The sequence below is a fragment of the Acinetobacter sp. EKM10A genome, from assembly GCF_011075215.1.
In the GTDB taxonomy this organism is placed as follows: Bacteria; Pseudomonadota; Gammaproteobacteria; order Pseudomonadales; family Moraxellaceae; genus Acinetobacter; species Acinetobacter baumannii.
In genome coordinates this window covers 13,395-37,322 of record NZ_JAALLK010000012.1, presented here as the reverse complement: position 1 = coordinate 37,322, position 23,928 = coordinate 13,395, and the positions used below count along the sequence as shown (strand labels likewise).

At 39.4% G+C, this 23,928-nt stretch carries 27 protein-coding genes, 1 tRNA gene and 2 pseudogenes; 15 read left to right on the top strand and 15 right to left on the bottom strand.

The genetic code is table 11. The features are described from left to right. Nucleotides 1–639: a ParB/RepB/Spo0J family partition protein gene (locus G9371_RS14280; protein WP_000110211.1), complete on the bottom strand. Its 639-nt coding sequence runs from the start codon at nt 637–639 to the stop codon at nt 1–3. 78 nt (nt 640–717) lie between these two features. On the opposite strand from G9371_RS14280, the gene G9371_RS14275 reads away from it, so the two are divergent. Further along, entirely contained in the window at nt 718–2,427 is a 1,710-nt protein-coding gene (locus tag G9371_RS14275; RefSeq protein WP_000521251.1) for a DEAD/DEAH box helicase, read from the top strand. A gap of 125 nt (nt 2,428–2,552) precedes the next feature. Next, entirely contained in the window at nt 2,553–2,846 is a 294-nt protein-coding gene (locus G9371_RS14270) for a hypothetical protein (RefSeq protein ID WP_000741665.1), read from the top strand. 63 nt (nt 2,847–2,909) lie between these two features. Here G9371_RS14270 and G9371_RS14265 read toward each other — a convergent pair whose 3' ends face one another. From G9371_RS14265 to G9371_RS14245, 5 genes are all read right to left on the bottom strand, one after another. Further along, entirely contained in the window at nt 2,910–3,188 is a 279-nt protein-coding gene (locus tag G9371_RS14265) for a hypothetical protein (RefSeq protein ID WP_000146944.1), read from the bottom strand. 34 nt (nt 3,189–3,222) lie between these two features. Continuing rightward, complete coding sequence (locus G9371_RS14260) at nt 3,223–3,792, bottom strand: LysM peptidoglycan-binding domain-containing protein (protein WP_000819256.1); 570 nt, start codon at nt 3,790–3,792, stop codon at nt 3,223–3,225. Between the two features lie 393 nt (nt 3,793–4,185). Next, entirely contained in the window at nt 4,186–4,986 is an 801-nt protein-coding gene (locus tag G9371_RS14255) for a hypothetical protein (RefSeq protein WP_000993863.1), read from the bottom strand. A 440-nt stretch (nt 4,987–5,426) separates the two neighbouring features. Continuing rightward, nucleotides 5,427–5,852, bottom strand: coding sequence for a hypothetical protein (locus G9371_RS14250; protein ID WP_000960557.1), 426 nt, complete (start codon nt 5,850–5,852; stop codon nt 5,427–5,429). A gap of 732 nt (nt 5,853–6,584) precedes the next feature. Beyond that, the gene (locus tag G9371_RS14245) at nt 6,585–6,767 is read right to left on the bottom strand and encodes a hypothetical protein (protein ID WP_223233739.1); all 183 of its coding nucleotides are present in this window, start codon (nt 6,765–6,767) and stop codon (nt 6,585–6,587) included. 1,350 nt (nt 6,768–8,117) lie between these two features. On the opposite strand from G9371_RS14245, the gene G9371_RS14240 reads away from it, so the two are divergent. From G9371_RS14240 to G9371_RS14225, 4 genes are all read left to right on the top strand, one after another. Further along, nucleotides 8,118–8,453, top strand: a complete 336-nt coding sequence (locus tag G9371_RS14240) for a hypothetical protein (protein WP_000881636.1) — start codon at nt 8,118–8,120, stop codon at nt 8,451–8,453. A gap of 63 nt (nt 8,454–8,516) precedes the next feature. Continuing rightward, a complete protein-coding gene (locus tag G9371_RS14235; RefSeq protein ID WP_000906141.1) occupies nt 8,517–8,735 on the top strand; it encodes a hypothetical protein in 219 nt (72 codons plus the stop codon). A gap of 107 nt (nt 8,736–8,842) precedes the next feature. Further along, nucleotides 8,843–9,184, top strand: coding sequence for a hypothetical protein (locus G9371_RS14230; RefSeq protein WP_000172716.1), 342 nt, complete (start codon nt 8,843–8,845; stop codon nt 9,182–9,184). Between the two features lie 58 nt (nt 9,185–9,242). Next, entirely contained in the window at nt 9,243–9,491 is a 249-nt protein-coding gene (locus tag G9371_RS14225; RefSeq protein WP_000401859.1) for a hypothetical protein, read from the top strand. A 75-nt stretch (nt 9,492–9,566) separates the two neighbouring features. On the opposite strand, the gene G9371_RS14220 is transcribed toward G9371_RS14225, so the two are convergent. The 4 genes from G9371_RS14220 to G9371_RS14205 form a co-directional block, all read right to left on the bottom strand. Further along, the gene (locus tag G9371_RS14220; RefSeq protein WP_000075093.1) at nt 9,567–10,289 is read right to left on the bottom strand and encodes a hypothetical protein; all 723 of its coding nucleotides are present in this window, start codon (nt 10,287–10,289) and stop codon (nt 9,567–9,569) included. 15 nt (nt 10,290–10,304) lie between these two features. Continuing rightward, on the bottom strand, nt 10,305–10,631 hold the full coding sequence (locus tag G9371_RS14215) for a hypothetical protein (RefSeq protein ID WP_000495140.1): 327 nt from the start codon (nt 10,629–10,631) through the stop codon (nt 10,305–10,307). Nucleotides 10,632–10,864: 233 nt separating this feature from the next. After that, nucleotides 10,865–11,110: a hypothetical protein gene (locus tag G9371_RS14210; protein WP_000119273.1), complete on the bottom strand. Its 246-nt coding sequence runs from the start codon at nt 11,108–11,110 to the stop codon at nt 10,865–10,867. Nucleotides 11,111–11,147: 37 nt separating this feature from the next. After that, nucleotides 11,148–11,223: transfer RNA gene (locus G9371_RS14205), tRNA-Asn, on the bottom strand. Between the two features lie 236 nt (nt 11,224–11,459). On the opposite strand from G9371_RS14205, the pseudogene G9371_RS14200 reads away from it, so the two are divergent. Continuing rightward, nucleotides 11,460–12,400: pseudogene (locus G9371_RS14200) on the top strand (IS5 family transposase). Between the two features lie 133 nt (nt 12,401–12,533). On the opposite strand, the gene G9371_RS14195 reads toward G9371_RS14200, so the two are convergent. Beyond that, nucleotides 12,534–13,697 (bottom strand): zinc-dependent alcohol dehydrogenase, encoded by a 1,164-nt coding sequence (locus G9371_RS14195; protein ID WP_001202407.1) that lies wholly within the window; start codon nt 13,695–13,697, stop codon nt 12,534–12,536. 247 nt (nt 13,698–13,944) lie between these two features. After that, entirely contained in the window at nt 13,945–14,448 is a 504-nt protein-coding gene (locus G9371_RS14190) for an inovirus-type Gp2 protein (RefSeq protein WP_002017364.1), read from the bottom strand. 50 nt (nt 14,449–14,498) lie between these two features. On the opposite strand from G9371_RS14190, the gene G9371_RS14185 reads away from it, so the two are divergent. The 5 genes from G9371_RS14185 (at nt 14,499) to G9371_RS14165 (ending at nt 18,957) form a co-directional block, all read left to right on the top strand. Next, a protein-coding gene (locus tag G9371_RS14185) for an IS3 family transposase (protein ID WP_085942965.1) occupies nt 14,499–15,663 on the top strand; the annotation gives its coding sequence in 2 pieces (ribosomal slippage) (nt 14,499–14,767 and nt 14,766–15,663; 1,167 coding nt in all). A 190-nt stretch (nt 15,664–15,853) separates the two neighbouring features. Continuing rightward, entirely contained in the window at nt 15,854–16,129 is a 276-nt protein-coding gene (locus G9371_RS14180) for a metal/formaldehyde-sensitive transcriptional repressor (RefSeq protein ID WP_001133624.1), read from the top strand. 21 nt (nt 16,130–16,150) lie between these two features. Next, nucleotides 16,151–17,263 (top strand): S-(hydroxymethyl)glutathione dehydrogenase/class III alcohol dehydrogenase, encoded by a 1,113-nt coding sequence (locus G9371_RS14175; protein ID WP_000842147.1) that lies wholly within the window; start codon nt 16,151–16,153, stop codon nt 17,261–17,263. Nucleotides 17,264–17,491: 228 nt separating this feature from the next. Then, on the top strand, nt 17,492–18,331 hold the full coding sequence (gene fghA / locus G9371_RS14170) for an S-formylglutathione hydrolase (RefSeq protein WP_000402508.1): 840 nt from the start codon (nt 17,492–17,494) through the stop codon (nt 18,329–18,331). A gap of 323 nt (nt 18,332–18,654) precedes the next feature. Further along, nucleotides 18,655–18,957, top strand: coding sequence for a putative quinol monooxygenase (locus G9371_RS14165; RefSeq protein ID WP_000920558.1), 303 nt, complete (start codon nt 18,655–18,657; stop codon nt 18,955–18,957). 85 nt (nt 18,958–19,042) lie between these two features. On the opposite strand, the pseudogene G9371_RS19230 reads toward G9371_RS14165, so the two are convergent. Then, nucleotides 19,043–19,368 (bottom strand): annotated as a pseudogene (locus G9371_RS19230) (IS3 family transposase); the annotation flags it as partial. A gap of 185 nt (nt 19,369–19,553) precedes the next feature. Between G9371_RS19230 and G9371_RS14160 the strand changes: the two are divergent. The 3 genes from G9371_RS14160 to G9371_RS14150 all read left to right on the top strand — a co-directional run bounded on the left by G9371_RS14160 (nt 19,554) and on the right by G9371_RS14150 (nt 22,801). After that, nucleotides 19,554–20,711: an iron-containing alcohol dehydrogenase gene (locus tag G9371_RS14160; protein ID WP_000931662.1), complete on the top strand. Its 1,158-nt coding sequence runs from the start codon at nt 19,554–19,556 to the stop codon at nt 20,709–20,711. Nucleotides 20,712–20,795: 84 nt separating this feature from the next. Continuing rightward, complete coding sequence (locus tag G9371_RS14155) at nt 20,796–21,473, top strand: type 1 glutamine amidotransferase domain-containing protein (RefSeq protein ID WP_029423760.1); 678 nt, start codon at nt 20,796–20,798, stop codon at nt 21,471–21,473. A gap of 200 nt (nt 21,474–21,673) precedes the next feature. Beyond that, a complete protein-coding gene (locus G9371_RS14150; RefSeq protein ID WP_000655271.1) occupies nt 21,674–22,801 on the top strand; it encodes an alkene reductase in 1,128 nt (375 codons plus the stop codon). A gap of 83 nt (nt 22,802–22,884) precedes the next feature. Here the strand turns inward: G9371_RS14150 and G9371_RS14145 are convergent, their stop codons facing one another. Beyond that, nucleotides 22,885–23,115 (bottom strand): hypothetical protein, encoded by a 231-nt coding sequence (locus G9371_RS14145; RefSeq protein ID WP_001087972.1) that lies wholly within the window; start codon nt 23,113–23,115, stop codon nt 22,885–22,887. 104 nt (nt 23,116–23,219) lie between these two features. Next, a complete protein-coding gene (locus tag G9371_RS14140) occupies nt 23,220–23,828 on the bottom strand; it encodes a TetR/AcrR family transcriptional regulator (RefSeq protein WP_000804052.1) in 609 nt (202 codons plus the stop codon). Nucleotides 23,829–23,928 lie beyond the last annotated feature (100 nt).

Sequence of the window (23,928 nt, the reverse complement as noted above, 5' to 3'; positions counted from 1 at the left end):
TTACTTGCTTCCCAAGAGATAAACCAAGGCATCCCCTGCATTCGTCAAGCTGTCGGATTCGGTAAAGCCCTGTGCCTTAATGGTCTTCTCGATGAGTTTGGTAATTGCGTCTACGTCCTCGATCGGAACCTTGAAACGCATGATTTGGTGAGTTTGAACTTTGGTTGTCTTGGGTAATTCAACTTCCTCTGATGGCGAATCGAGATCGCTTAGAGCGTCCAGCGCTATATTAGTGCTAGAGAAGATGTCGATTTCTTCACTTGACCAAGGCATTACATCGATCAATTCATCGATACCGCCAAGATCATGAAGAATTTCGTTGAGCTTAACGATGTCATCTTCGCCATAACGACCGTTGTCGATTAGACCGATCTCTTTTGCTCTGGCTTCGTCAATGCGCCCAAGGTTCATTACCGGCACAGTGAGTAGACCAAGACGTTTAGCAATCATTGCTCGGTGCTGACCGCCAATGATCTGTAAGCGGCCATCAAGAAGGGTACGAACGATAATTGGCTTAAACATACCGTGACGTTTAATACCTTCTTCGATTTTTCGCTCGTTTTCAGGTGATACGACGTTTGAATTCCAAGGATTAGGCCAAAGCTCTCCTGGGTCGATTTCTAAATATTCAACTGACATAGGAAACTACTTTGAAATATTAGTAAGTGCTTACTTATAATTTAAGCCAAATATTAAGCAAATGCAAAAGGTATTGAAATGGGAAAAGTTGTAACAATCGCTTATGACGCCGTAAATGCCATCCTACACAAGCCTCCTGTTGAGGCGAAACTTGAAGTACAGTCGGCGCTTAGTTATTTGGTGGATGGCGCCGAAGAAACTCTAGCGTTTAGACAGCACCGTTGGGATGGCAGATCGTCATTTTTTGACTTTGCCAAGTGCTCTTTTCCAGCAGGATTTGTAGTCCATGTTACGGATCGACTCAAGAAGGCAGGTTTTGAAGTAAAACTCGCACGAAAACCCCTCCCCGCTCCACTTGGACCTGCCCGACCAGTGGTAGATAGTTACGGATATGACCCTCGTTACGATTACCAGCCGGAAGTTATGGATCGTCTTGTACGTCATGGCCAGATTATCGCTCAAGTCGCTACTGGTGGCGGTAAATCACGCATTGCCATGTTGTGTCAGGCCCGAATTAACCGCCCTACCTTGTTTTTAACAACCCGTTCGATTCTGATGTATCAGATGAAAGATGCATTCGAAGCAAATGGCGTTGCATGTTCGGTCATTGGTGATGGCAGTTTTGGACAGGTGAATGAAAAAGGTCAGCTCTCCATCAAGAAAATGACGGTCGGAATGGTTCAAACCCTCGCCGCCAAGCTGGAAGAGACGACTTTAGAGAAGGAATTTCAGATCCTTTATGACAACGTAGTCAAAAAACACGAAAAAGAGATTTCGGACACTAAAAAACAGCTAATTAAGGTCGGTAAAGTCGAGTCCGAAATCAAAAAAGTGCTTCATAACCTTGCACTGCAACATGAAAAGGAGCTTCAGGACAAGGCGCCAGCGATGCAAGCTAAGGCAGAAGCAAAATTCAAGGAAAAATCACTCGTAAGACAGCAAACCATCAAGCTTTTGGAGCTTTTTGAGTTCGTAATTCTCGAAGAAGCACATGAGGCAGGTGGAAATTCGTATTACGAGATCATGCGCCACTGTAAAAACGCCTATTACCGCTTGGCATTGACCGGAACGCCGTTCATGCGTGAAAGCCAAGAGTCAAATATGCGTTTGATGGCTTGTTCCGGACCGATTGCCATCAAGGTTACGGAAAAAATGCTGATTGATCGCGGAATCCTTGCTAAGCCTTACTTCAAAATCGTCGAATTGAAGAAAAAGCCAGCCAAATTACACTCTATTACCCCTTGGCAAGCTGCCTATCGCTTGGGAATCGTGCAAAACGAAGAGCGGAACAATGCCATCTGTATGGAAATTCTCAAAGCCCGTGAATATGGCATGACGGCGATGGTTCTCGTCCAGCATACCTCGCATGGCGACACCCTATTGAAGCTGTTTGACGATATAGGTATCAGAGCGAGATATATTCGCGGTGAAGATGATCAGGGAGAACGTAAATCTGCGCTCACCGAACTTGCCAATAAGGATATTGATGTACTGATTGGAACAACAATTCTTGATGTGGGTGTGGATGTCCCTGCTGTCGGGTTGATTATTCTTGCCGGTGGTGGGAAAGCGGAAGTTGCCTTACGCCAGCGTATTGGGCGCGGGTTACGTGCTAAGAAATTCGGTCCAAACGTTGCGTTTATTGTTGATTTCACAGACCAGCACAATTCAACGCTCAAATCTCACGCTAGACAGCGTTTACAGATCATCAGAGAAACACCCGGCTTTGGCGAGAATATCGTTGCGAATTTCGAGTTTGAAAAGCTCGGTTTCAAAAAAGCTGCATAGTGTTCTGGGCTTGTTCAATGTTTTGGGCAAGCCCGTTTTATTTTGTGGTATTTCAGCGTGATCAATGCAATAATAACTATAATATGCAAGTTTTAATTTTCATCAAATTTTAATTGGAGCAAATAATGGCAGCTACTAACTCTTCCAAATTTTATAAAGAAAAAGGTTTAGTTCGAACATCCATCACTTTGCGTCCAGAGACAATCCAGACCTTAGAAAATATGGCAAAACAGCATAAACTCACTCAAGGCGAGATTGTTGACGCTTTTGCACGTTTGCTTGAAAGTGGCAATCTGTCTGATCAGCTTTTCGGTGTGCATATTGAAGCCATTCGCGAAGAAAAGATTGCTGAAAAAGAGCGTAGGAAGGAATTGAAGAAAAAAGCGCTAGAGTTAATTAAATCTGGCCAAGTGCAGTAAGAAATGCCCCAAGTGATATATGGGGCATTAATTTATTCGGAATATCATAGGTAATTAAAAAGCTTAGCTCAATAAATTGTAGCCCAAATATTTTTTCAGCTTGTTCAATACGCGACAAAATATCTTTACTTGATCGGGAGTTAAATTAAGTTTGCCCAAAAGTAATCTAAAATTTCTACTATCGAGCTGGTTTGAAGCCCAAAGCAATGTAGCGGCTTTATTTTCGCCGAATTCGTAAAGACGATCTATTTTTTCGTTAATATAAGAATTATCTAAACCCTGTTCTTCCAGAATTTCGATAATGTGGTAAGCAACATAATTTAAATCATCCTTTGAAGCCATCTTTTCCCTCTATACTTGGTCAAATAGCTTAAAGCTAATAAGAACTAACGAAATCGTTGAACTTAATAATTTCCTTATAAACGTTTCTCTTGCAACTGGTCATCGAGTCATAAGGCTTAGTCATATTCGGATTATTGCATGACATGTTGGCCACGATCGCATAGGTTCCCTTCCCATAAGGCTCCTTAGAAACCTTTACGATGATCTCACCAGTGAACTCGCGCGGAGCGTATGTTTCGATTAATACGTTATTTGAACTTCTGATCTTGTAATCAGCGTATTTACTCACCCACAAATGAGCAGCTTCCATTTTCTTGTCACATTCTTCTTTGCTTGAGCACGTTGGTCGGGTCTTTGCAATCGCAGCCAGATATTCGTCCTTATTCATCTTTTTCATGATTGCCAGCTTTTGCCCAACATAAACAGTTGGTGGATCAGGGAGATCATTGTCTTCTGCCAGCTTTGCCCACGTGGTCCCGTTACGCTTGGCTATATCATTTAATGATTCGCTCGGTTTCACGGTGTACTCGGCGAACGGGCCCTCCCCTTCTGCCATTGCATTTGAACAAACTAAAATCAAAGTAGCCAAAAAAAATCTTTTCATATTGATCCTTAAATATTATTAGAAAGTCGTCCTGAAAAGAATAATGGACATGGCGTACTGGGACAAGGATAAGTGTATGGATTTAAGCGGCGCAAGGGTAAAGTATTTGTTATATAGGCCTGGTGGTGAAAGGGTGTTTGGAAAATGGTCGCGATTGACACAGGCTATGCACCCGACACATTCGCATTTTTTCTAGGACTTCGATATTAATATATAAAGAAATATAGTAATCACTTACTATATTTCTTTATCTTTGCATGTTCACTTATTACGCTTGTTATCTTGTCTCATAATTAACACAGCGATTAATAGTTTATGTTCGTTGCTAATCATGTTCTTACTCTCTATTAGAGTGATATTAGTAAGTGCTTACTAATATCACTGATTACTAAATTATGCGCTTGCTTGTTTTTCGCTTAACTCTTTCTTAATGTCATGCTGTACGCGCTCTAATTCTTGTTGTGTATTCTCTTTCATTTGTAAGAATGACAATACTGCTTCAATAAACTGAGAATTTTCATTAAACGTTATTTCACTGTCTTTTACAGACTTCACAACGTTACAGATATTAAGCGCTCTCAGTGTCATACGTGAGCTAGACGCTTGTGATGATGCTGTGCTGTGCGCTGATAAGTAATACTGTCTTACTTTCTTTTCATGCGACTGTGCGCGTATTTCAGTAGTGCAGCATAAACGACATTCATTAACCGTAAGTGAACCGTACTGTAATAAGTTTAGCAAGATTGACATTGTGTAACCGTCTAGCTTGCGTCTGTCGTTTTCAGCGATAGCTGTAATCGCTTGAAAGATTTTTCTAATGACTTTCACTTGTACAAAGTCAATGTGTGATTTATCAGTGTGAGCGATGATTGTTGCTAGATCTGATAAATCAAACTTAGCTTTTTGAAGCGTGTCTATTTTATTAAGCATAGAGCGTGAACATGCTTCTTTTAAGTCACTGAATAACGTGCTTGATATTTTTTGTTCTGTCTCAAGCTTGTTATTCATACGGTTTATGATCGCGTTTGCTATATCAAGCTGTACTGCTACTGCTTTGCTCGTTACTTTCTGCTGTCTTGCATACGCTTTTATTGTCTCTTGATCTATAACTATTGCATTACGTGCTTCATGAGCTGAAAAATTAACGTCTGCAAAGATGTTTAGAATTTCTGTGTTTTTAACTTGTGCATTCATGATTTTTGACCTTTTGTTAGTAAGCTTTATTGCTTGATTAAATATTAGTGCAAATAAAAATTTAGTGCAAGTTTTTTATTGATTGAAAGTTATTTAGTGCAAATAAAATTTAATCGAAATTTTCATTAATAAAAAACTTGCACTAATAAATAAACTCCGCTATTCGCGTGCGTGCGCGTTTCATCTATATGCTTTATACAGACATTCTCTAGGCATGCATTGGGTTGTTTGCTGGCGGTTTTTCTTGAGGTTCGGGCGCGCACCCGGTAGTGATTAGAGTCCTAGGTCTGCCTTGGTTGTTAAAGATAAGAAGGTGGCATTCCAAGGAGCTGCTAGGCGCTCTTTGGTTATATAGATGCGTGGCGCTTGGTTATAAAAATAGGATGTCGGCCAAAGTTTTGATTTTTTTTGGTGGGCTGTTTTGGAATATTAGGATGAGCCTATGCCCATCCTACCGCTTCATTAAGATTTGAGTCATAGGCATGACCAGTCTCAATATCTATAAACATGAGATTGGTACGCTCGAAATCTTCCCGCTCATCTTCATAGGCGGTTTTCTCATCATAATTTACCGCAGCATCATAAATATCACCGACCGCTACACCAATGGCATCAATGATGCTTTGATCTATGGATGAAAGGTCGGCATCCGTTTCAATCCCATATTCGCTGCCGATATCATCACTGAGTTTATAGCGGGTAAATTTCGGTTCTACCTGTTTGCCCTGCAATAATGAAAGAATCACGACAAAACCGTTGTCTAGCCCAATCTTTTGCGCTTGGTTCGCTGATATAAAGCCCCATTGAGCTAATTTACCTTTACTTGCAAGGCGACGAATTTTCAGCATTTTCCGCTTAACTAGCATTATTAAACTCCTTGTTTATTTAGTTGAAGAAAATATTAGCAAGAAGAAATAGGTGTAACAAAATTTAGTTAATGTAAGTTTGCATTTCACTAATTCATGTATTTAGGTGGGGAAATTTAATTTTCAATATGCGCGCCGCGAATTTTTGAAGATCCAGCATAAAAAAAGCCCGACCTAGAGGGACGTCGGGCAAAGGAGTTTTTCAGACGCAGAGTTGTTGTAAGTTATGTTAATTCGATAGATTTGGAATTCTAAGGAAATGTTTTTAATTTTTCAAATTCCATATTCTATATTTTGGTATGCCCTTTTCTTACAGCGGAAACCACTAACGTTAAGGAACGCCCCCCCAAACCCCCCCATAGAATTTTGCCTAGAAAATCTTGGAGAGAGTTTGGGGAGACGTAACCTAACCTAGCCAATTTCCACCACAAGAAAAGGAACTTTTCTTTACAGTGCAAACCACTGACACGGTATAAGCCACGACCCCCATCAAGCAAATCGCGTCGGGGAGAAAATCTCAACCCAAAACCCATTTGGCAGAAGTATAGTAAGCGCTCACTAGATTGTAAACCCCTAGGCATGCCATGTTTGTCCTATTTTTGCCTTGGTATGCCGTGGTACAGCGTCAAAAAGCCAACTTTACGCTGGCAATGGAATAACTTTAAATTTTCGAATACCAATACCGCTAACTTCAATCATTAGCGCGTAATTCAGGATGAATAAATAACATGATTACTTATCCTCTTTCCAAAGACTGTTGTGATTCACATGTCTGCCCAAATCAATCAGCTTTTGCATATCCTCTATAGATAGACCGTGATAACGTGCAAATGCCTCAACGCTTAAAAAGTCGTTGTAATACTGAATATAGAGGTCGTTAAGGCGTGTAGTGATTGCATTAACCATCTCGCTCATTAGCTCGTTTTGTTTTATAGGCATGACTGTAAAACTCTATGTGTACTTAGATGCATAACAGTGTATAGAGATAGAGCAGGAAACAAAGCTAGAAAACTAAAAATCCATTTATATAGCTGTGTAGATAGATTTCTATATTTCTACATAAGTGCCTAGGCATACCTATTGGTTGATGGCGATGTGTGGCGATTGGTGCATTGCCTCAACCCTAGATAGAGAGGTGCAGGTATAATAGTGGTATGGGCTAATCTGGAAGTGAAGCTGACCGGCTTACCTATGTGCGCCGTGGTGTGCTTGGTTATAAAAATAAGAATGTCGCCCGAAGTTTTGATTTTTATATTTTCTGTTGGTCAAAGGAATGGCTAGGAAGACGATTGATTGAAACACACAATTCTTTGGCTCACTCCGTTCGCCTTTGTTTTACCGTCTTATCTCTCTATTAAGTGCTTAATATCCTCTATCTCTCTCCTTATACCTGTTTATCTATCTACATATCTATATAGATAAATATTGAGCTATTTTCCTTATACCTGTTCTATCTCTATCTACGCTTACCTATGTCTATCCGTATAGTTCTATTGTTATCTATCTATATAGATTTCTACATTACTACACAGTTTTACTTGTTCTTTATCTCTATATGATTGGCTTTGTGTATTGCTAGTTTTCTACATTTCTATATAGATAGATTGCTTGTATATTTCCTCGATATTTCTATCTATCTAGGTTTCTACATTTCTATAAGTATTGGTGCATAAGTGTTTGCCTATATTGATGTTTATTTCTATCACTTCTTATATGTTTGAGGATTTTCTTTAGCCGCGTATCTCTATCTCTACGTTTACCGAGACTTGGGTGTACTTGGGTATTCCGAGAGTTTTCGATTATATAAATATACTTTCTTAGAACATTCTTATATTTCTTATTCTCGGAAATGTAGGCGCGGTTCACTTGGGTTTTTAGAGATTCTTCTCATGTATCTTTCAAACCGGCATAAAAGCTATCGTATTTCTTCACCGTTTCGCGTATTTCGCATTTTTCATCTTTAGACGACTCTCTTTATATCTTATGCTTAAAATTGCTTAAAACGCTCTAAAAACGCGAAATAGAGTAGAGTTATAAAAACGATTAATTCACACCAAAATCAGCTTTAATTGCCTGAAGGAAAATGCCGAGGATAAAGTCTATAAAAATGCCTTAAAAATCAATTAACTAAGTTGTAGTTTATATTATTTTATATACCACTATTCAAATTATCGCGGATTAGCCTGATTTTTAACATATTTTGCCTGTTTTTAAGCTGTTTTGGGTTACTATAATGGGCATATGTCATTAGGGAGTGTCTATTACATGCTTGCTGTAATTATTGTTTTAGGTGCTTTGCTGATTCTTTCACTCATGTCAAAATTTACGGCGTTGCAGAATGAAAGAAATAAGGCTGCTAGATTACGCCAGCTTTCCGCGAAGGCATCTGAGGCACGAGCAAACTTGGATATGCACCAAACGAGACTTACTACAATGTCTCCAGAGGACGCCTTTATTTCTATCTTAACCGATGAAGAACGAGAAAAATATTTAAGCCTTACCACTACGCTTGAGCGACTAGAATTTAAAGTAAATCGGGCTGATGAGGATATTAAGAAGATGGCGAAAAATGTTCAAAATCTCGTTAGTTCCCTTTCATAAAATTATAACTACGTCTTTTTTTGATTTATCGCTACTAATCACATTGAACATATGAGGTGACTTATGTTGATCTTGATTGGTATGGCACTTGTAGCGTTATCGGTCTACCGTGGTATAAGTTTAGGCAGAGATTTAGAAGGCTCGTCGGTAACCCAACTATCCAATAGCATGTATATTCAGGAAATGGTAATCGCGCAGATTAAGCAGGCTTGGTATTGTATTGTCGGTTTTACCGGAGCAACTATGATTGCAATGGGGGTATGGCATACCTGGCTATCTTAAGTGAGTTTTTGGCTCCTAACAGGAGCCAGTATCATGATATATAAGATTCAGGTTTTTAATGTTTCGTTGTAGAGTGCGCTCAAACATGTGATCTTTAACCTGAAAAGATGACGCTTAAAGATCACATTAAACAACTTGTCGGCGAAGAAGAATTTAATAACGTCCTATCGGAGGTAAAAGAAAACATTTCGGTAGAAACAAAGAACTTTAGAAACACTAAGTACATTTCAAATGGCTGCTTGATTATCGGGTTCCTTTGTTTGTTTTTCCCGCCATTTTGGATAGGGGTAGCAATTTTTCTTGTCATTGGCATGGCTACACATATGATAAAAGCCGGTGTTCAAAAGAAATTGAATATATTCAACGAGGTGTGGTTTTTCTTGACGGAAGAGCTTGAGAATTCCGAGGAAAATATTGATCGCTACAAATGTTTGATTGATCAATTGTAACTTGAACCTATCAATAGATAGGATAATATGATGGCTTAATTAAGCTGGGAAGGCAATCATGGAGATTGATCAAGATACGCCTCGCATGACGCCGGAAGAATTAAGACAGGCGGGTGAAATACTCTACGGCACGCATTGGCAAAGCGAATTGGCTCGCGCTATTGATGTGGATCCACGCAGAGTTAGACAATGGATAACAAGAGAGCGCCCAATTCCTGCAGGCATAAGAAATGAGATTATTTTGCTTCTTAAAGAGAAAAGTAGAAAATCTGTGGAATACGCCGATTACTTGGATCAGCAGTTTTAGAAATCGGTTATCAAGCCATCCAAACAAAAAAGCTCGCAATAAGCGAGCTTTATTTTAAGCAACTTCATCAAATTTCTAACCATGAGCGATTAACACTACGTTGGCAAGAGGAACATCTGTTCGCACGCAAAAATCCATGATTAAAAACTTTTCATTTTCCTCAGGAAAGTTATAAGGAATTGACCACGGCTTGAAACCTTTCGACTCGTCTATAGGATGGAAGGAACTGATAAATTTTTGCTCAATACAATCATAAGCTTTTACCTTCCCCCATTTAAGAACACTTAAAACCCATAAATTGTGTCCCTGATAGGTTTGTTGGTTGTCGCTTATTAAATGTGAATATTTATTCGCCAGAAATTGATAAATGAAAGTGGCAATTTTAAATTGTTGAAATTCTTTTTCAATATATGCCCCTCTGATCTGTTTGCCAAATTTGGTCTCTTCATGATCCTGAAATGTGAAATCCTTATAAGTATATCGACCTATTAGTTTTTCATAATCGTAGTCCAAGCCGGCTTTAAATACCTCGGCTGCAACTTCATAAGGATCACAATGGTCTTCAGCTATCGCTAGCATGGCACCTTTCGCCATTTCATTATAATGGCAATAATGCACCTCAATGCAGCCACTATAATCGCAGCCAGGATTGCCTTTAAGTTCTACAAACTTAAAAATAGAATCAGATACTTGATTAAAGAAAAACCTAGTTTCAATAGGTTTTTCATAGTCAAAGTCTAGGGGTAGCGGATCAAGAAGTTTTTGATAATTATCTTGAGTTAAAAGACTAGGAGACACAGTTATCCTTGTTTCTTATGAAATTACTAATGAGCTATTGTTAATGATAGCATTAATTTTAGCTTCTAAAAGCTTTTCATAATCTGCAAGTTCTGGATACTGTTTAGAAATCTTAATATTGAATCGAAGATTATGGTTGCGTTCCTGAATCTCAGCAACGACCTTTACATCTTCCCAATCTTTCTTTTGGTTGATTACATTCTTGAAGATAAGAATGTAGTGTTTATAGCGGTCTTTATTAGAAAGACGGCGTAATTCAAAATCTTCATGAATTTCAGGCATAGCAAATCTTTGAACAAGATCTGTGCTATTTTTAAGGGTTTGAACCGTTCTTGTGAACATTTCGCTGCACCTATTCTGCCTGTGATAAATAGAAATGTATAAAAATACTTTACTATTGAGAATATAAACGCTTACTACTCGAAAAGCAATGCAATCGTTTCAAAATGCAAAATAGCCGTTTCTATTTTAAAAACGTGCAAACGGTGAATTTGCATCAACAATTACAAATTTATGTAGAAATATAGAAATATAGATAGAAATCTACATAGATTATAAGCCATTAATATTGTTAATTATTTAACTAACTTTTCTTTTACGGAAGTAAAGCAATCTTCATTAATTTCTTGGTGTTGATGATTAAAGACAAATTCATATTTTTGATTGTTCTTTTCAAATTTTGCAAAACCACTACTTAACTTCACATGAATCGACTCATGGACGCCCTTTTTATCCTTTGTGTGCGTAACTTTTACTTCATTCTTTTCATAAGCCAGCGCATCAAAGAATTTTGCCATCGGTGTTCTGTCGGCGTATGACATTTCGGTCCCTGAGTACAAGAGGAGCATATAAGGAGATTGGCTGCGTAGACTGGGTTCGAACCAGTGACCAACGGATTAACAGTCCGCTGCTCTACCTACTGAGCTACTACGCAATATAGTTAGGATATTATATTGTTTTATAAGTAACTTTCAATATTGTTATGTAGTAATATAGGAATATAGAAATGTAGATAACTAGATAGATATAAAGCTTGTAATATGGGAGTATAATTATATTGAAGAGGGCGTTTGGCAGATGCCATTGCAAGTAATGCAAGCAATTTAGCACTCGATGGGCTTTGTTGCACAAACCTATCTGTAACGGCTTTTTCAGCGATATAATTTTCAAATGAAGAAGCCTACACAGAAAATCTACCGCACAACCAATTGGCCAGCATATAACCGAGCACTCATGAGTCGCAGAAATATTGCCATTTGGTTTGATCCTGCTACGCAATGGTATGCTCCATCAAAAGGCAAACAAGGGCGAAATCAAACATACTCCGACGCAGCCATCGAATGCTGCTTAATGATTAAATCCTTATTCCGTCTGACTTTACGTATGGTTACTGGCTTTTTGCAAAGTCTGATTAAACTTTGCGGATGAGCAGCCCCGAATATCAGTGATATTCGTACACCACGCTTTGTAGAAGACAAAAGCATATTGATATTGTAATCAGCTACCAAAAAAGTAGCGATGGGCTGCATCTACTCATGGACTCTACAGGCATGAAGTTTCTAGGTGAGAGCGAATGGAAACGCAAGAAACATGGACCTGAATATCGTCGCCAATGGCGTAAACTTCATATTGGCATAGATTCTAAAACCCTACAAATACGAGCAGTTCAGCTTACAACCAATAATGTCAGTAATTCACAGGTGCTTGGTGATTTACTTAATCAGATTCCACAAGATGAGAGGATTGACTCTGTTTATACCGATGGAGCTTATGACACCAAGCAATGCCGTCAGGTCATTGCAGATCGGCAAGCGCATGCGGTGATTCCACCTAGAAAAAATGCGAAACCATGGAAAGATACAAAGAGTAGCTCGCTAGAGCGAAATGAATTACTTCGAACAGTTAAGCGTTTAGGCAGGACACTATGGAAAAAATGGTCAGGCTATCATCGGCGAAGTTTGGTTGAAACTAAGATGAACTGCATTAAATTATTAGGGGATAAACTCAGTGCAAGGAGTTTTGATAGCCAAGTGAATGAGATCCATGCACGTGTAGCAGTCCTTAACAGATTTACGGAATTAGGTCGACCACTTACCCAAGTTACGCCTTAAATTTGGCTCAATTAGGGGCGCTTTGCATTTCAAATCTTTGTGCAACAAAGCCCTTAAAAACAAGAAAAAGAGGATTGATAAAATGATGATAAAAAATAAAAAAGCGCCTGACGGCGCTTTCATTTAATCATATTTATGGCGTCAGAATCACTTTACGACAGTCTTCTTCTTTTTTATCAAAAATACGGTAACCTTCCGCAGCATCTTCCAGTTTCATGCGATGGGTAATGATCAGATCTGGAGACAGATCTCCATTTTCAATATGTTCTAGCAACTGCGGCAAGTAATTATGCACATGAGTTTGTCCCATTTTAAAGGTTAAACCTTTGTCAAAGGCATCACCAAACAGGAAGCCATGAATTGGACCGGCATAAACTCCAGGTACACTCACCACACCGCCGCGGCGGACCGCTGCAATACATTGTCTTAACGCTGAACCACTCGAACCTTCTAATTTCAGGTTAGTCATTACGGTTTCCAGCATGCTGCCTTTGGCTTCAAAACCGACCGCATCAATGACGGCATCGACTCCACGATAACCCGTGGTATTTTGAATGATAAATTCAGCGGCATCGACTTCATCAAAATTGACCGGAATCACTCCATAGGTTTGATGTGCGAAACGCAGACGATAAGGATGGTGATCGACCATAAAAATCTGCTCGGCACCGAGCATCCGCGCACAGGCAGCAGCCAGCAGACCGACTGGGCCAGCACCATAAATCGCCACACTGGAACCTCGACCAACTTGGGCATTGTTTACTGCTTGCCAGGCGGTTGGTAGAATATCGGTCAGGAATAATACTTTTTCATCAGGCAGGGAGCCTGGCACTTTAAATGGTCCGACATTGCCCTTGGGGATCCGCACATATTCAGCTTGACCACCCGGTATACCACCATACAAATGGCTAAAGCCAAATAAAGCTGCCCCTGGTGGGATCTGTTTTTTATTGAGAATTGCACCACGGCCGGTATTGGTATTTTCACAGGCAGCCATGAGTTCATGTTCACAGAAAAAACAGTGACCGCATGCAATCACAAAGGGAATAATTACCCGATCACCTTTTTTGACTTCGGTTACTTCTGGGCCGACTTCTTCTACAATTCCCATAAATTCATGGCCGAAAATATCACCGTCTTCAGTGGCCGGGATTTTTCCCCGGTATAAATGCAGATCTGAGCCACAGATGGCGGTGGCTGTCACCCTTAAAATAACGTCATCTGGTTCCTGAATCACTGGATCTGGAACAGATTCAACTCGTACATCCCTAGCACCATGATAGGTAAGAGCACGCATGCGGATTTCCTCTTTCTAGTTCAACATTAAACAGACTCCTAGCAAGGCTGCCAAGAATTAAAAAACACTTGTATTAGAGCCTTAGGATGAAACGGCACGCTGTAAATTAATGTATGAAATAAGGTATTCAACTGTTTAAAAAATAAACTTATATAGGGTTTACGTAATTCGTGACCTTATGTGTCGAATGAATAGAAAAGAACAGAATTAAAGAAACATCTAGCTAAATCTTTATAAAGTATTCAACTTACCTTGTTGCATACTTGCGGGTGCTGTAGCCAAATGTTCGTTGATTAATTTGGCTTCTTTCAAGAATGAACTGCTCTGTTTTGGTTATGTGATAAATCATCTTATTTAGAGAGTCAATTTTTTCTTGATCATCATGAGTGAGTATACCAATAGCAAGATTTTTACGTACTTGCTCTTCATGATTGAAGCTTTGATAGATTCCTTTTTTTAAGGTTATTTTTTGCCATAATTCACCAAGTTTATAGGCAAAGTTTTTATCTTCTGTAAAAGTATTCGCATCCATGAAAAATAGGAAATGATAGTGGTAACTTTTTAATACTGAGTATTCTAATTTCCAAACAAAACCGACAATGGGTGGAACTTTATCATTCGGTGCATGAAGTTTTTTGATGAACATTCGAAGGTAGGTTTTTAATAATTCAAGCGTGACTGTATGATCAGTATGTATGGAGAAATCCATTTTAATTATAAGTAACCTTCTGAATGTGATGTGTGCTGACAAAAACGGAGACTTTAACTTGGTAAGCTAAACATACTCATCAGGAGTTTACCATGAGCAAAAAACAAAAGATTTATACGGCAGAATTTAAAGCTGAAGCAATCAAGGCTATTGAGTTAAATCAAGGAAATGTCTCGGAAACAGCACGACAACTTGGTGTTTCCATGCAAACGCTGTCGAATTGGTATAATAAAGCAAAAGCAGGAACATTAGAGGGAACACAACAATATTCACCTGACCTCGTTGCTCTGCTCGAAGAAAATAAAAAGCTCAAACAACAACTCAAAACTGCCGAAATGGAGAAAGAGTTTCTAAAAAAGCAGCAGCGTACTTTGCCAAGGAAAATCAGTGAGGTACGCTTACATGAAAGAGTACAAAAACACCTACCCAACAACGATGATGGCTAGACTGCTTAAAGTTTCAATATCAAGGTTTTATGATTGGGTAAAGCAAGGCTTAAGTAAACGAGCTATTCAAAGAAACCAACAGACAATCTTTGTCAAAATAGCCCATCAAGAAACTAAAGAAAGTTATGGTCATATTCGCTTAACGAAGTACTTACAGTCACAAGGCACTCAAATTAGCGCGTATGCAGTCCGTTGTATAAAAAGGCTAAATCAACTGTATTGTAAACGTCATAAACGTTTTAAAAGGACAACAAATAGCGATCACAGTCGTTCTGTTTACAACAATTTGTTAGAGCAAAACTTTACAGCGACTACTCCCAACATTGCGTGGGTAAGTGACATTACATACATATGGACAGCTGAAGGATGGCTGTATCTAGCGGCTTTAAAAGACCTTTGTACCAAACAAGTGGTTGGTTATAGCTTAAGTGAACGTATGACAGCCCAACTTGTCTGCAATGCACTGAATATGGCAATTAGGAATCGCAAACCACCACAAGGATTAATTGTTCACTCAGACAGAGGCAGTCAATATTGCAGTCATGAATATCGTAACATGATTGAAAAATATGGATTTCATGGTTCGATGAGTAAGAAAGGAGACTGTTATGATAATGCTCCAATTGAAAGTTTCTGGGGAATATTAAAGAACGAATTGGTGCATCATCGCAATTATAAAACGAGGGAAGAAGCCAAAGCAGATATTACAAAATACATAGAGCTATTTTATAATCAGCAGAGAATTCAGAAAGGACTGGATTTTAAGACACCAAATCAAATGGCAGAGGACTTTTATAAGTTGGTTGCCTAGAATATCCTAAGTGAAAGTGTTCTGTTATTTCAGCACACATCATCAGCTCTACGATGTTAATTTAAAAAAACTAAAAACAGGGATAGAAAATTTTCGCTAAAGGTCTTTTTGATTTTCGATTTATAAAAAATATTGCTTTTCTTATACTATGGGGTACTATAGTATCAATGCTAGCAAATAAGGAGGTCTGATGCCTAATCAGGTTGAAGACAAAAAAAAGATTCTTCTACGCGTCAGAAAGATCAAAGGTCAGACACAAGCGATTGAAAAAGCGCTAGAAGACAATGTGGAATGTGGTGCGATTCTGCAACAAATATGCTCTGTGCGTGGTGCTATTAATGGTCTAATGAATGAGATGTTAGAGGTTCATTTAAAGGACACTTTAGTATCAGGTGAAACCACAGAACAACAACGAAAAGAAGAATTGGCTGAAATCGCCAAGATTCTAAAATCATATTTAAAATAGATCTGTATAAGGAATTATTCCATGAAGTCACGTGCTGCCGTTGCGTTTGGTCCTGGTCAACCTCTTCAAATTGTTGAAGTTGATGTTGCACCACCGAAGAAAGGTGAAGTATTAATCAAGATTTCCCATACCGGTGTGTGTCATACAGACGCATTTACTTTATCTGGCGATGATCCTGAAGGCGTTTTTCCGGCTATTCTCGGGCATGAAGGTGCTGGTGTCGTAGTTGAGGTTGGTGAAGGCGTGACTAGCGTCAAACCAGGTGATCATGTAATTCCACTTTACACCGCTGAATGTGGCGAGTGCCTATTCTGTAAATCTGGAAAATCGAACTTGTGTATTTCCGTTCGAGAAACTCAAGGTAGAGGCGTAATGCCAGATGGCACCACTCGTTTTTCCTACAATGGTCAACCGATTTACCACTATATGGGCTGCTCAACGTTCAGTGAATACACGGTAGTGGCAGAAGTATCATTGGCTAAAATCAATCCTGAAGCCAATCACGAACATGTCTGCTTACTAGGTTGTGGTGTAACAACGGGTATCGGTGCAGTACACAACACGGCTAAAGTACAAGAAGGTGATAGTGTTGCGGTCTTTGGTTTAGGTGGTATTGGTCTAGCAGTCGTACAAGCCGCACGTCAAGCTAAAGCAGGACGTATTATTGTGGTTGACATGAATCCAGATAAATTTGTGCTGGCAAAAGAGTTTGGCGCAACGGACTTCTTGAACCCTAAAGACTACGATAAACCAATCCAGCAAGTCATTGTCGAAATGACTGGTTGGGGTGTAGATCATTCATTTGAATGTATTGGCAACGTGAATGTAATGCGTGCAGCCCTTGAAAGTGCACACCGTGGCTGGGGACAATCTGTAATTATTGGTGTAGCTGGCGCAGGTCAAGAAATCTCTACCCGTCCATTCCAACTGGTTACTGGTCGTAAATGGCTAGGTTCTGCGTTTGGTGGCGTAAAAGGTCGTACGCAACTTCCAGGAATGGTTGAAGATGCCATGAAAGGTAAAATTCAATTAGAACCATTTGTGACACATACGATGGGCTTGGATCAGATCAATGAAGCCTTTGATCTAATGCATGAAGGTAAGTCAATTCGTACTGTAATTCATTACGAATAATTCCGTCAGACCTTATAGTTTTCCATGCATGTGCATCATGAATGACATGCATGGAATCCTCTAAAACGGCACATTATCTGTAAAACCCATCTATCTGTGTAGGCATCGTGTATAGGTTCAACAAACCTGCCTACATTTTAAATCTTAATCACTATTCTCTGTGGAGAATGACAGACTCTTTGTTTACTCGATTTCTCATGAAGTCTTGCTCAACATAGGTAATTGATTATGGAAATAATTGAGAAACATGCTTCTTTTGGTGGATCGCAAGAAGTGTATTGCCATCAGTCAACAGCATTAAACTGTTCAATGAAATTCTCAATATATCTGCCACCTCATGACAAAGATGAGCGGTTGCCAGTTTTATATTGGTTATCAGGGCTGACTTGCAACGAACAGAACTTTATTACTAAAGCCGGAGCACAAAAGTATGCGGCTGAACATAAAGTCATTATTGTTGCACCAGATACCAGCCCACGTGGAGAAGATGTACCAGATCATGCAGATTATGATTTAGGCCAAGGTGCAGGATTCTATGTGAATGCAACACAAGCACCCTGGTCACAGCATTTCAAAATGTATGATTATATTGTGGAAGAGCTCAGAAATCTGATTGACCTGAATTTTCCGACCAACCAAGTCCAAAGCATTATGGGGCATAGCATGGGTGGTCATGGTGCATTAGTCATTGGGTTAAAAAACCCTGAGCTGTATAAAAGTATTTCTGCTTTTGCACCAATTGTTGCACCTAGCCAAGTACCTTGGGGGAAAAAGGCTTTCACACACTACCTAGGTGAAAACGAAACTTTATGGAAAAGCTATGATGCGATTGAATTAATCAAAAACGCGGAAGTTCATTTACCTATTTTAGTCGATCAGGGAACAGCTGATGATTTTCTTGAAGAACAGTTAAGACCTAAGCTGCTTAGTGATATTTGTTTGGAACAAGAATATCCTCTTACACTTAACCTAAGAGAAGGGTATGACCATAGCTATTACTTCATTGCGAGCTTTATAGAGAAACATATAGAGTTTCACAGCAAATTCCTAGCAAAAAAACTTTCATAGATATGAGGATATACATGTTGTTCTTGAATGCTTCTTGAGCAATATAATCTCCAGATGAAGAGGTCAGCTTATAAATCTAAGGTAGAGTCAATTGATCCTTATATAACTAAGATTGAATTTAATCATCTCATATCTTGATTTTTGATTCAAATGTTAATGATATTAACTTGAATAAATTCATAGCATTATGTCGAAATAAAAATCTAAATTTTGGCTCAGCTATGGGAAATTTTTTTAACTTTTATACAACAAAACTTTCTGACATGCATACATTAGCAATGTCAGATTCAGTTTGAATTCTAATCAATTATGGAGTTTTAGTCATGCTTAAAACAGCTTTATATGTCCGTCTTGAAGCTAAACCGGGTAAAGAAGACGAAGTGGAAGCTTTTCTTAAAGCCGGTTTACCTATTGTAATGGAAGAACCTGCGACAGTTGCGTGGTTTGGCCTTCGTCTTGGTCCTACAACATTTGGTATTTTTGATGCATTTCCTGATGAGGCGGGTCGCCAAGCGCATTTATCTGGCAAGGTTGCAGCTGCGTTGATGGCTCAGGCCGAAGAGCTATTTTCAGAGCCACCATCTATTGAAAAAGTAGATGTTTTGGCGAGTAAACTACCAGCTTAAACCTATGCTTAAATGTATGAGGGTGCTGTCTGAAATTTTGAATGTAAGGCAGCACTTCAACCCTATGATGTTTGTCAGAGGCTTTTTATTCAAGTTGGGCTACTTTATTTATTGGCTTAATCTCATCGTTTACATGGGTCAATATCCAAAACAGGGTAAATAAACGAATGAATCCACATGCCTTATATTGAACCAATCTATCTAATTTAGCGCTGCATTTGTACATCTGCTAAACCTTGCCAATCTGCTTTTAAAATATTTAATCATTGCTATTTTCTATGAGCCATTCACTGTTTCAGCCAATGCGTTCACGACCATGTCAATAGTCATACGTGTTGATATCTTCCATCCAACAATCGCTCGTGAAAATACATCAATAATAAAAGTGGTATAGAACAAGCCTGAATTTGTTTAAGCATCACTCAAGTTGGCAAGCTGAAATAATTTTTTTAAAAAAATAGACGACTGGTCTATTTTTATGTATAGTTAGCACATGGTGTAGGCAAAAGCCACAGTATTGTCCAATTTTTTAAAGTTTATTTGATGAATAACGGTGGCTTTTCAAATCAATTAGCTGATCATCCTAGGATAAAAATATGCTGAATTTTAACTTTTATAATCCGACCCGCATTATTTTTGGTGGCGATACAATAGCTGAAATCAATGACTATGTGCCTACAGAAGCAAAAGTGTTAATGTTATTTGGTGGTGAAAGTGCACGTAAGAATGGTACTTTAGCTGAAGTGCGTGAAGCATTAGGTGCAAGAGAAATTCATGAATTTGGCGGAATTGAGCCGAATCCGAGTTATGAAACCCTCATGAAAGCTGTAGAGCTGATTCGAGAACAAAAGATTGATTTCTTGATGGCTGTCGGTGGTGGATCGGTAATTGATGGTACTAAATTTATTGCAGCAGCAGTCAATTATACAGGGGATACATGGGAGATTTTAGAAACCCATGGTACTAAAATTACTCAAGCTTTGCCTTTTGCGAGTGTACTCACCCTTCCGGCAACTGGTTCAGAAATGAATAGCGGTGGTGTAGTAACCAGAAAATCGACCCAAGCCAAATTGTCATTTAGCAGTCCCTATGTTTTTCCGCAATTTTCCGTACTAGATCCGAATAAAAGCTTTAGCTTGCCGACGCGCCAGTTGGCTAATGGCGTGGTGGATGCATTTGTTCATGTCATTGAACAGTACTTAACTTACCCTGTGAATGCACAAGTACAAGATCGTTTTGCCGAAGGTCTATTGCAAACTCTGATTGAGATTGGACCGAAAATCTTGGAAGATTCAGCAGATTATGACACGCGTGCGAATTTGATGTGGTCTGCTAGCATGGCACTGAATGGGCTGATTGGAGCTGGTGTACCACAAGATTGGTCAACCCATTTGATTGGACATGAGCTCACGGCTTTACATGGTATTGATCATGCTCGTACCTTGGCCATTGTGTTGCCGGCCAATCTACAAGTGCGTCGTCAAGAGAAGCGAGAAAAATTACTACAGTATGCAGCTCGTGTCTGGCAGATTGTCGAAGGTGATGAAGAACAACGTATTGATACGGCTATTGCTCGTACTCGAGCCTTCTTTGAGCAACTTGGATTGCCGACTCGTCTTAGCGATTATGGACTGGGGGAGACAGATATTGAGATCATCATTACGCAACTTAAATCACACAATCTGACACGGCTAGGCGAACACAAAAATGTTTCATTAGAGATCAGTCGCCAAATTCTTGCGACGAGCATCTAAATAAGCTATCTGGCATGCTCACGCCACACAGCAAGTGATCATGCAACAATGCTCCTCAATCATGAAAATTATCGGAGAAATAACATGAAAATTTTAGTCGTTTTAACCTCACATGTTCAACTTGGCAATACTGGTAAGAAAACAGGTTTCTGGCTAGAAGAACTTGCTGCACCGTATTACACCTTTATTGACTCTGGTGCTGAAGTTACGCTGGCGTCGCCTCAAGGTGGGCAGCCACCACTAGATCCTAAAAGTAATTTAGCCGATGCGCAAACTGAAGCCACTCATCGTTTTGAAGCTGATCCAACTGCAATGCAAGCATTGGCACAGACGCATAAACTTAGCGAAATTTCTGTAGCTGATTATGATGCGGTGTTTTATCCAGGCGGGCATGGTCCATTGTGGGATTTAGCAGAAGATCCGATTTCAATTTCTCTGATTGAACAGGCGATTCAGTCTGGCAAACCTGTTGCAGCAGTGTGTCATGCCCCAGGTGTTCTTCGTCATGTGAAAGCGAGTAATGGAGCGCCTTTAGTCAGCGGTAAATTAGTCACTGGTTTTAGCAATACTGAGGAGGCTGCTGTAGGCTTGACTGAAATTGTACCATTTTTAGTCGAAGACATGCTTAAAGAAAATGGTGGTCATTATTCTAAAGTAGATGATTGGCAAGTACATGTTCAAGTAGATGGCTTGCTGGTTACTGGACAAAATCCAGCCTCTTCTGCTGCAACTGCTACAGCATTACTTCAATTGTTGAAATAAAGAGTAGCTAGCGTCTGTTGTGGTGCTTAGCAGTGAATAACTTCTGACTCTGAGCAACGGGTGCAATAAGCAAAATAACCCTCACTTAATGGTGGAGGGTCTGAGTTAATAGCTTTCTTTCCTTTATTTTTCTATATACAGGAAGGAAGGGTATTTTTTAATTTAGATCAATTAAGTCATGATTACTTGGATACAATGAAATGAAAGACAGCATACTTTTTCAAAACTTAAGCTTAGGCCCTTATGTTTTGCGAAACCGTATTGTATTGCCACCATTAACGCGGTCGCGCAGTACTCAGCCAGGGAATATTCCAAATGAACTGATGGCAACCTATTATCAACAGCGTGCCGGGGCAGGATTTATGGTCACCGAAGGTACGCAAATCGAGCCACGTGGTCAAGGCTATGCTTGGACTCCCGGTATTTACAGCCCTGAACAGATTGCTGGATGGCGTAAAGTGACTGAAGCAGTGCATGCTAAAGGAGGCATTATTTTTGCACAACTTTGGCATGTTGGGCGTGTTTCACATACATCTTTGCAACCTAATCATGCATCACCGGTCGCACCCTCGGCTATTAGGGCTGATAGTAATGTTAAAGTGTTTATTGAGACCGGGCCTAATGCTGGGACCTTGGCTGATCCTTCAATGCCACGTGCTTTAAGCAATGCAGAAGTTAAAGAATTAGTGCAACTCTATGCTCAAGCAGCACGCAATGCCTTGGCTGCTGGTTTTGATGGAGTTGAAATTCATTGTGCAAATGGTTATTTGGTGAATCAATTTATCTCTGCACATAGTAACCACCGTGAAGATGAATATGGTGGATCACTAAACAATCGTTTGCGTTTTTTACGTGAAGTAGTAGAGGCAGTTGCTGAGGTGGTTGGTGCAGATCGTTTAGGAGTGCGTTTTGCCCCGCTATTTGAAAGTACAGAGGAAGATCGTGTTTACATAGGGTTGGTTGAAGATGATCCACATGTGACTTATATTGAAGCCATAAAAATACTTGAAGAAGTTGGGATTGCCTATTTATCGATTGCAGAAGCTGATTGGGATAATGCACCAGAACTTCCTCATGATTTTCGTAGAGATGTCAGAGACACTTTCAGTGGTCGGATTATTTATGCAGGTCGATATACGGCAGAAAGAGGGACTCGAATTTTAGAGGCAGGACTGGCCGATTTAATTGCATTTGGACGCCCATTTATTGCGAATCCAGATTTACCCGATCGCATCGCCAATGGCTGGCCATTGAATCCAGTAGATGCAAGCACTATGTATGGTGGGACAGAAAAAGGCTATATTGATTATCCAGCTTACGCAGATTAGTATTGACTAAGTGAGTTATTTTGCCAACCGTTGTGGTTGGCAAAATAAGGACTTAGGATTGCTGTTGCCAGCATAAATTCTTCTTAAAACAAATTCTTAAAATTTTTTAGCTGTGTAATGAGCCAACCTGCCAGTGGGAAAGAAATCAGTTGCGTTACTGGCACTAATACTATGACTTCAATCAACACCATCATCGGGAAACTTTGATGCTGAGTAATTGGCTTTAATAAAGTAAGTACCAGTAATAGTGTGGGATATAAGCCTAAATATCCGACTAAAATACGAGACATGAGGGCTTTAGAAGGAGAATTCATTGTGCGCTATACTCATGGATTGTAAATTGATCTAATAGCAACACATTAATAAGTAATCATTGGGCTGCTGTCATTAATTATGTAATTGATATTTAATCTAATTTTTATGAATCTTCACTTTTTAATAGAAATTTAGTTGCTCTCAGAGCTTGATGTAATGGTGTTTTATCTTTTTGCAATTTACTCAGTAATGCTGCACCTAACCACATTTGGTAAAGTACTTGTGCCAACGTCGAGGCCTCAGTATCTGCCTGGATAGACTGATCCTGTTTTCCCAAATCAATTAAACCAGCAATACGTTCGATTACATCATCGACGCCAGCGGACATAATCGAGCGCATATCTTCAGATAGATCGGCAACTTCTGCGGCAAGTTTCACAATTAAACAGCTATCCGCCCAACCACACTGTGTTACAGGATCTTCTATCCATAAATTAAAATACTCAATTAGCTTTTGATAAGGGGATTTATCACTACGCCATACATCATTTAAACGGACTTGGTAATTGTCTACATAATGCTGTACCAATTCACATCCGAAAGCTTCCTTGGATTGGAAGTAATGATAAAACGAGCCTTTGGGGATCTCACAGTTCTGTAAAATTTCCTGTAATCCTACACCGGTAAAACCTTTATGCAAAATCAGGTCTGAACTAGTGTTAAGAATGTGTAAGCGCTTCGCTTCAGACTTTTTAATAGGATTAGGCTTCATATTAATTATTTACTCTATTGTAAAAAATAGACCAGTCGTATTTTTTTTATTATAACTCATCTACAATTGATGTAAAGACGTTTTAATCAACAGTCTCAAT

Excerpts from the sequence above, each read along its gene's own strand:
- G9371_RS14175 (WP_000842147.1), top strand. The coding sequence starts at position 16,151 with ATGAAGTCACGTGCTGCCGTTGCGTTTGGTCCTGGTCAACCTCTTCAA.
- G9371_RS14255 (WP_000993863.1), bottom strand. The coding sequence starts at position 4,986 with ATGAATGCACAAGTTAAAAACACAGAAATTCTAAACATCTTTGCAGAC.
- G9371_RS14280 (WP_000110211.1), bottom strand. The coding sequence starts at position 639 with ATGTCAGTTGAATATTTAGAAATCGACCCAGGAGAGCTTTGGCCTAAT.
- G9371_RS14210 (WP_000119273.1), bottom strand. The coding sequence starts at position 11,110 with ATGTCATACGCCGACAGAACACCGATGGCAAAATTCTTTGATGCGCTG.
- G9371_RS14165 (WP_000920558.1), top strand. The coding sequence starts at position 18,655 with ATGCTTAAAACAGCTTTATATGTCCGTCTTGAAGCTAAACCGGGTAAA.
- G9371_RS14275 (WP_000521251.1), top strand. The coding sequence starts at position 718 with ATGGGAAAAGTTGTAACAATCGCTTATGACGCCGTAAATGCCATCCTA.
- G9371_RS14155 (WP_029423760.1), top strand. The coding sequence starts at position 20,796 with ATGAAAATTTTAGTCGTTTTAACCTCACATGTTCAACTTGGCAATACT.
- G9371_RS14180 (WP_001133624.1), top strand. The coding sequence starts at position 15,854 with ATGCCTAATCAGGTTGAAGACAAAAAAAAGATTCTTCTACGCGTCAGA.
- G9371_RS14160 (WP_000931662.1), top strand. The coding sequence starts at position 19,554 with ATGCTGAATTTTAACTTTTATAATCCGACCCGCATTATTTTTGGTGGC.
- G9371_RS14250 (WP_000960557.1), bottom strand. The coding sequence starts at position 5,852 with ATGCTAGTTAAGCGGAAAATGCTGAAAATTCGTCGCCTTGCAAGTAAA.
- G9371_RS14240 (WP_000881636.1), top strand. The coding sequence starts at position 8,118 with ATGCTTGCTGTAATTATTGTTTTAGGTGCTTTGCTGATTCTTTCACTC.
- G9371_RS14195 (WP_001202407.1), bottom strand. The coding sequence starts at position 13,697 with ATGCGTGCTCTTACCTATCATGGTGCTAGGGATGTACGAGTTGAATCT.
- G9371_RS14235 (WP_000906141.1), top strand. The coding sequence starts at position 8,517 with ATGTTGATCTTGATTGGTATGGCACTTGTAGCGTTATCGGTCTACCGT.
- G9371_RS14145 (WP_001087972.1), bottom strand. The coding sequence starts at position 23,115 with ATGAATTCTCCTTCTAAAGCCCTCATGTCTCGTATTTTAGTCGGATAT.
- fghA (WP_000402508.1), top strand. The coding sequence starts at position 17,492 with ATGGAAATAATTGAGAAACATGCTTCTTTTGGTGGATCGCAAGAAGTG.
- G9371_RS14225 (WP_000401859.1), top strand. The coding sequence starts at position 9,243 with ATGGAGATTGATCAAGATACGCCTCGCATGACGCCGGAAGAATTAAGA.
- G9371_RS14215 (WP_000495140.1), bottom strand. The coding sequence starts at position 10,631 with ATGTTCACAAGAACGGTTCAAACCCTTAAAAATAGCACAGATCTTGTT.
- G9371_RS14150 (WP_000655271.1), top strand. The coding sequence starts at position 21,674 with ATGAAAGACAGCATACTTTTTCAAAACTTAAGCTTAGGCCCTTATGTT.
- G9371_RS14260 (WP_000819256.1), bottom strand. The coding sequence starts at position 3,792 with ATGAAAAGATTTTTTTTGGCTACTTTGATTTTAGTTTGTTCAAATGCA.
- G9371_RS14245 (WP_223233739.1), bottom strand. The coding sequence starts at position 6,767 with ATGAGCGAGATGGTTAATGCAATCACTACACGCCTTAACGACCTCTAT.
- G9371_RS14265 (WP_000146944.1), bottom strand. The coding sequence starts at position 3,188 with ATGGCTTCAAAGGATGATTTAAATTATGTTGCTTACCACATTATCGAA.
- G9371_RS14140 (WP_000804052.1), bottom strand. The coding sequence starts at position 23,828 with ATGAAGCCTAATCCTATTAAAAAGTCTGAAGCGAAGCGCTTACACATT.
- G9371_RS14230 (WP_000172716.1), top strand. The coding sequence starts at position 8,843 with ATGACGCTTAAAGATCACATTAAACAACTTGTCGGCGAAGAAGAATTT.
- G9371_RS14270 (WP_000741665.1), top strand. The coding sequence starts at position 2,553 with ATGGCAGCTACTAACTCTTCCAAATTTTATAAAGAAAAAGGTTTAGTT.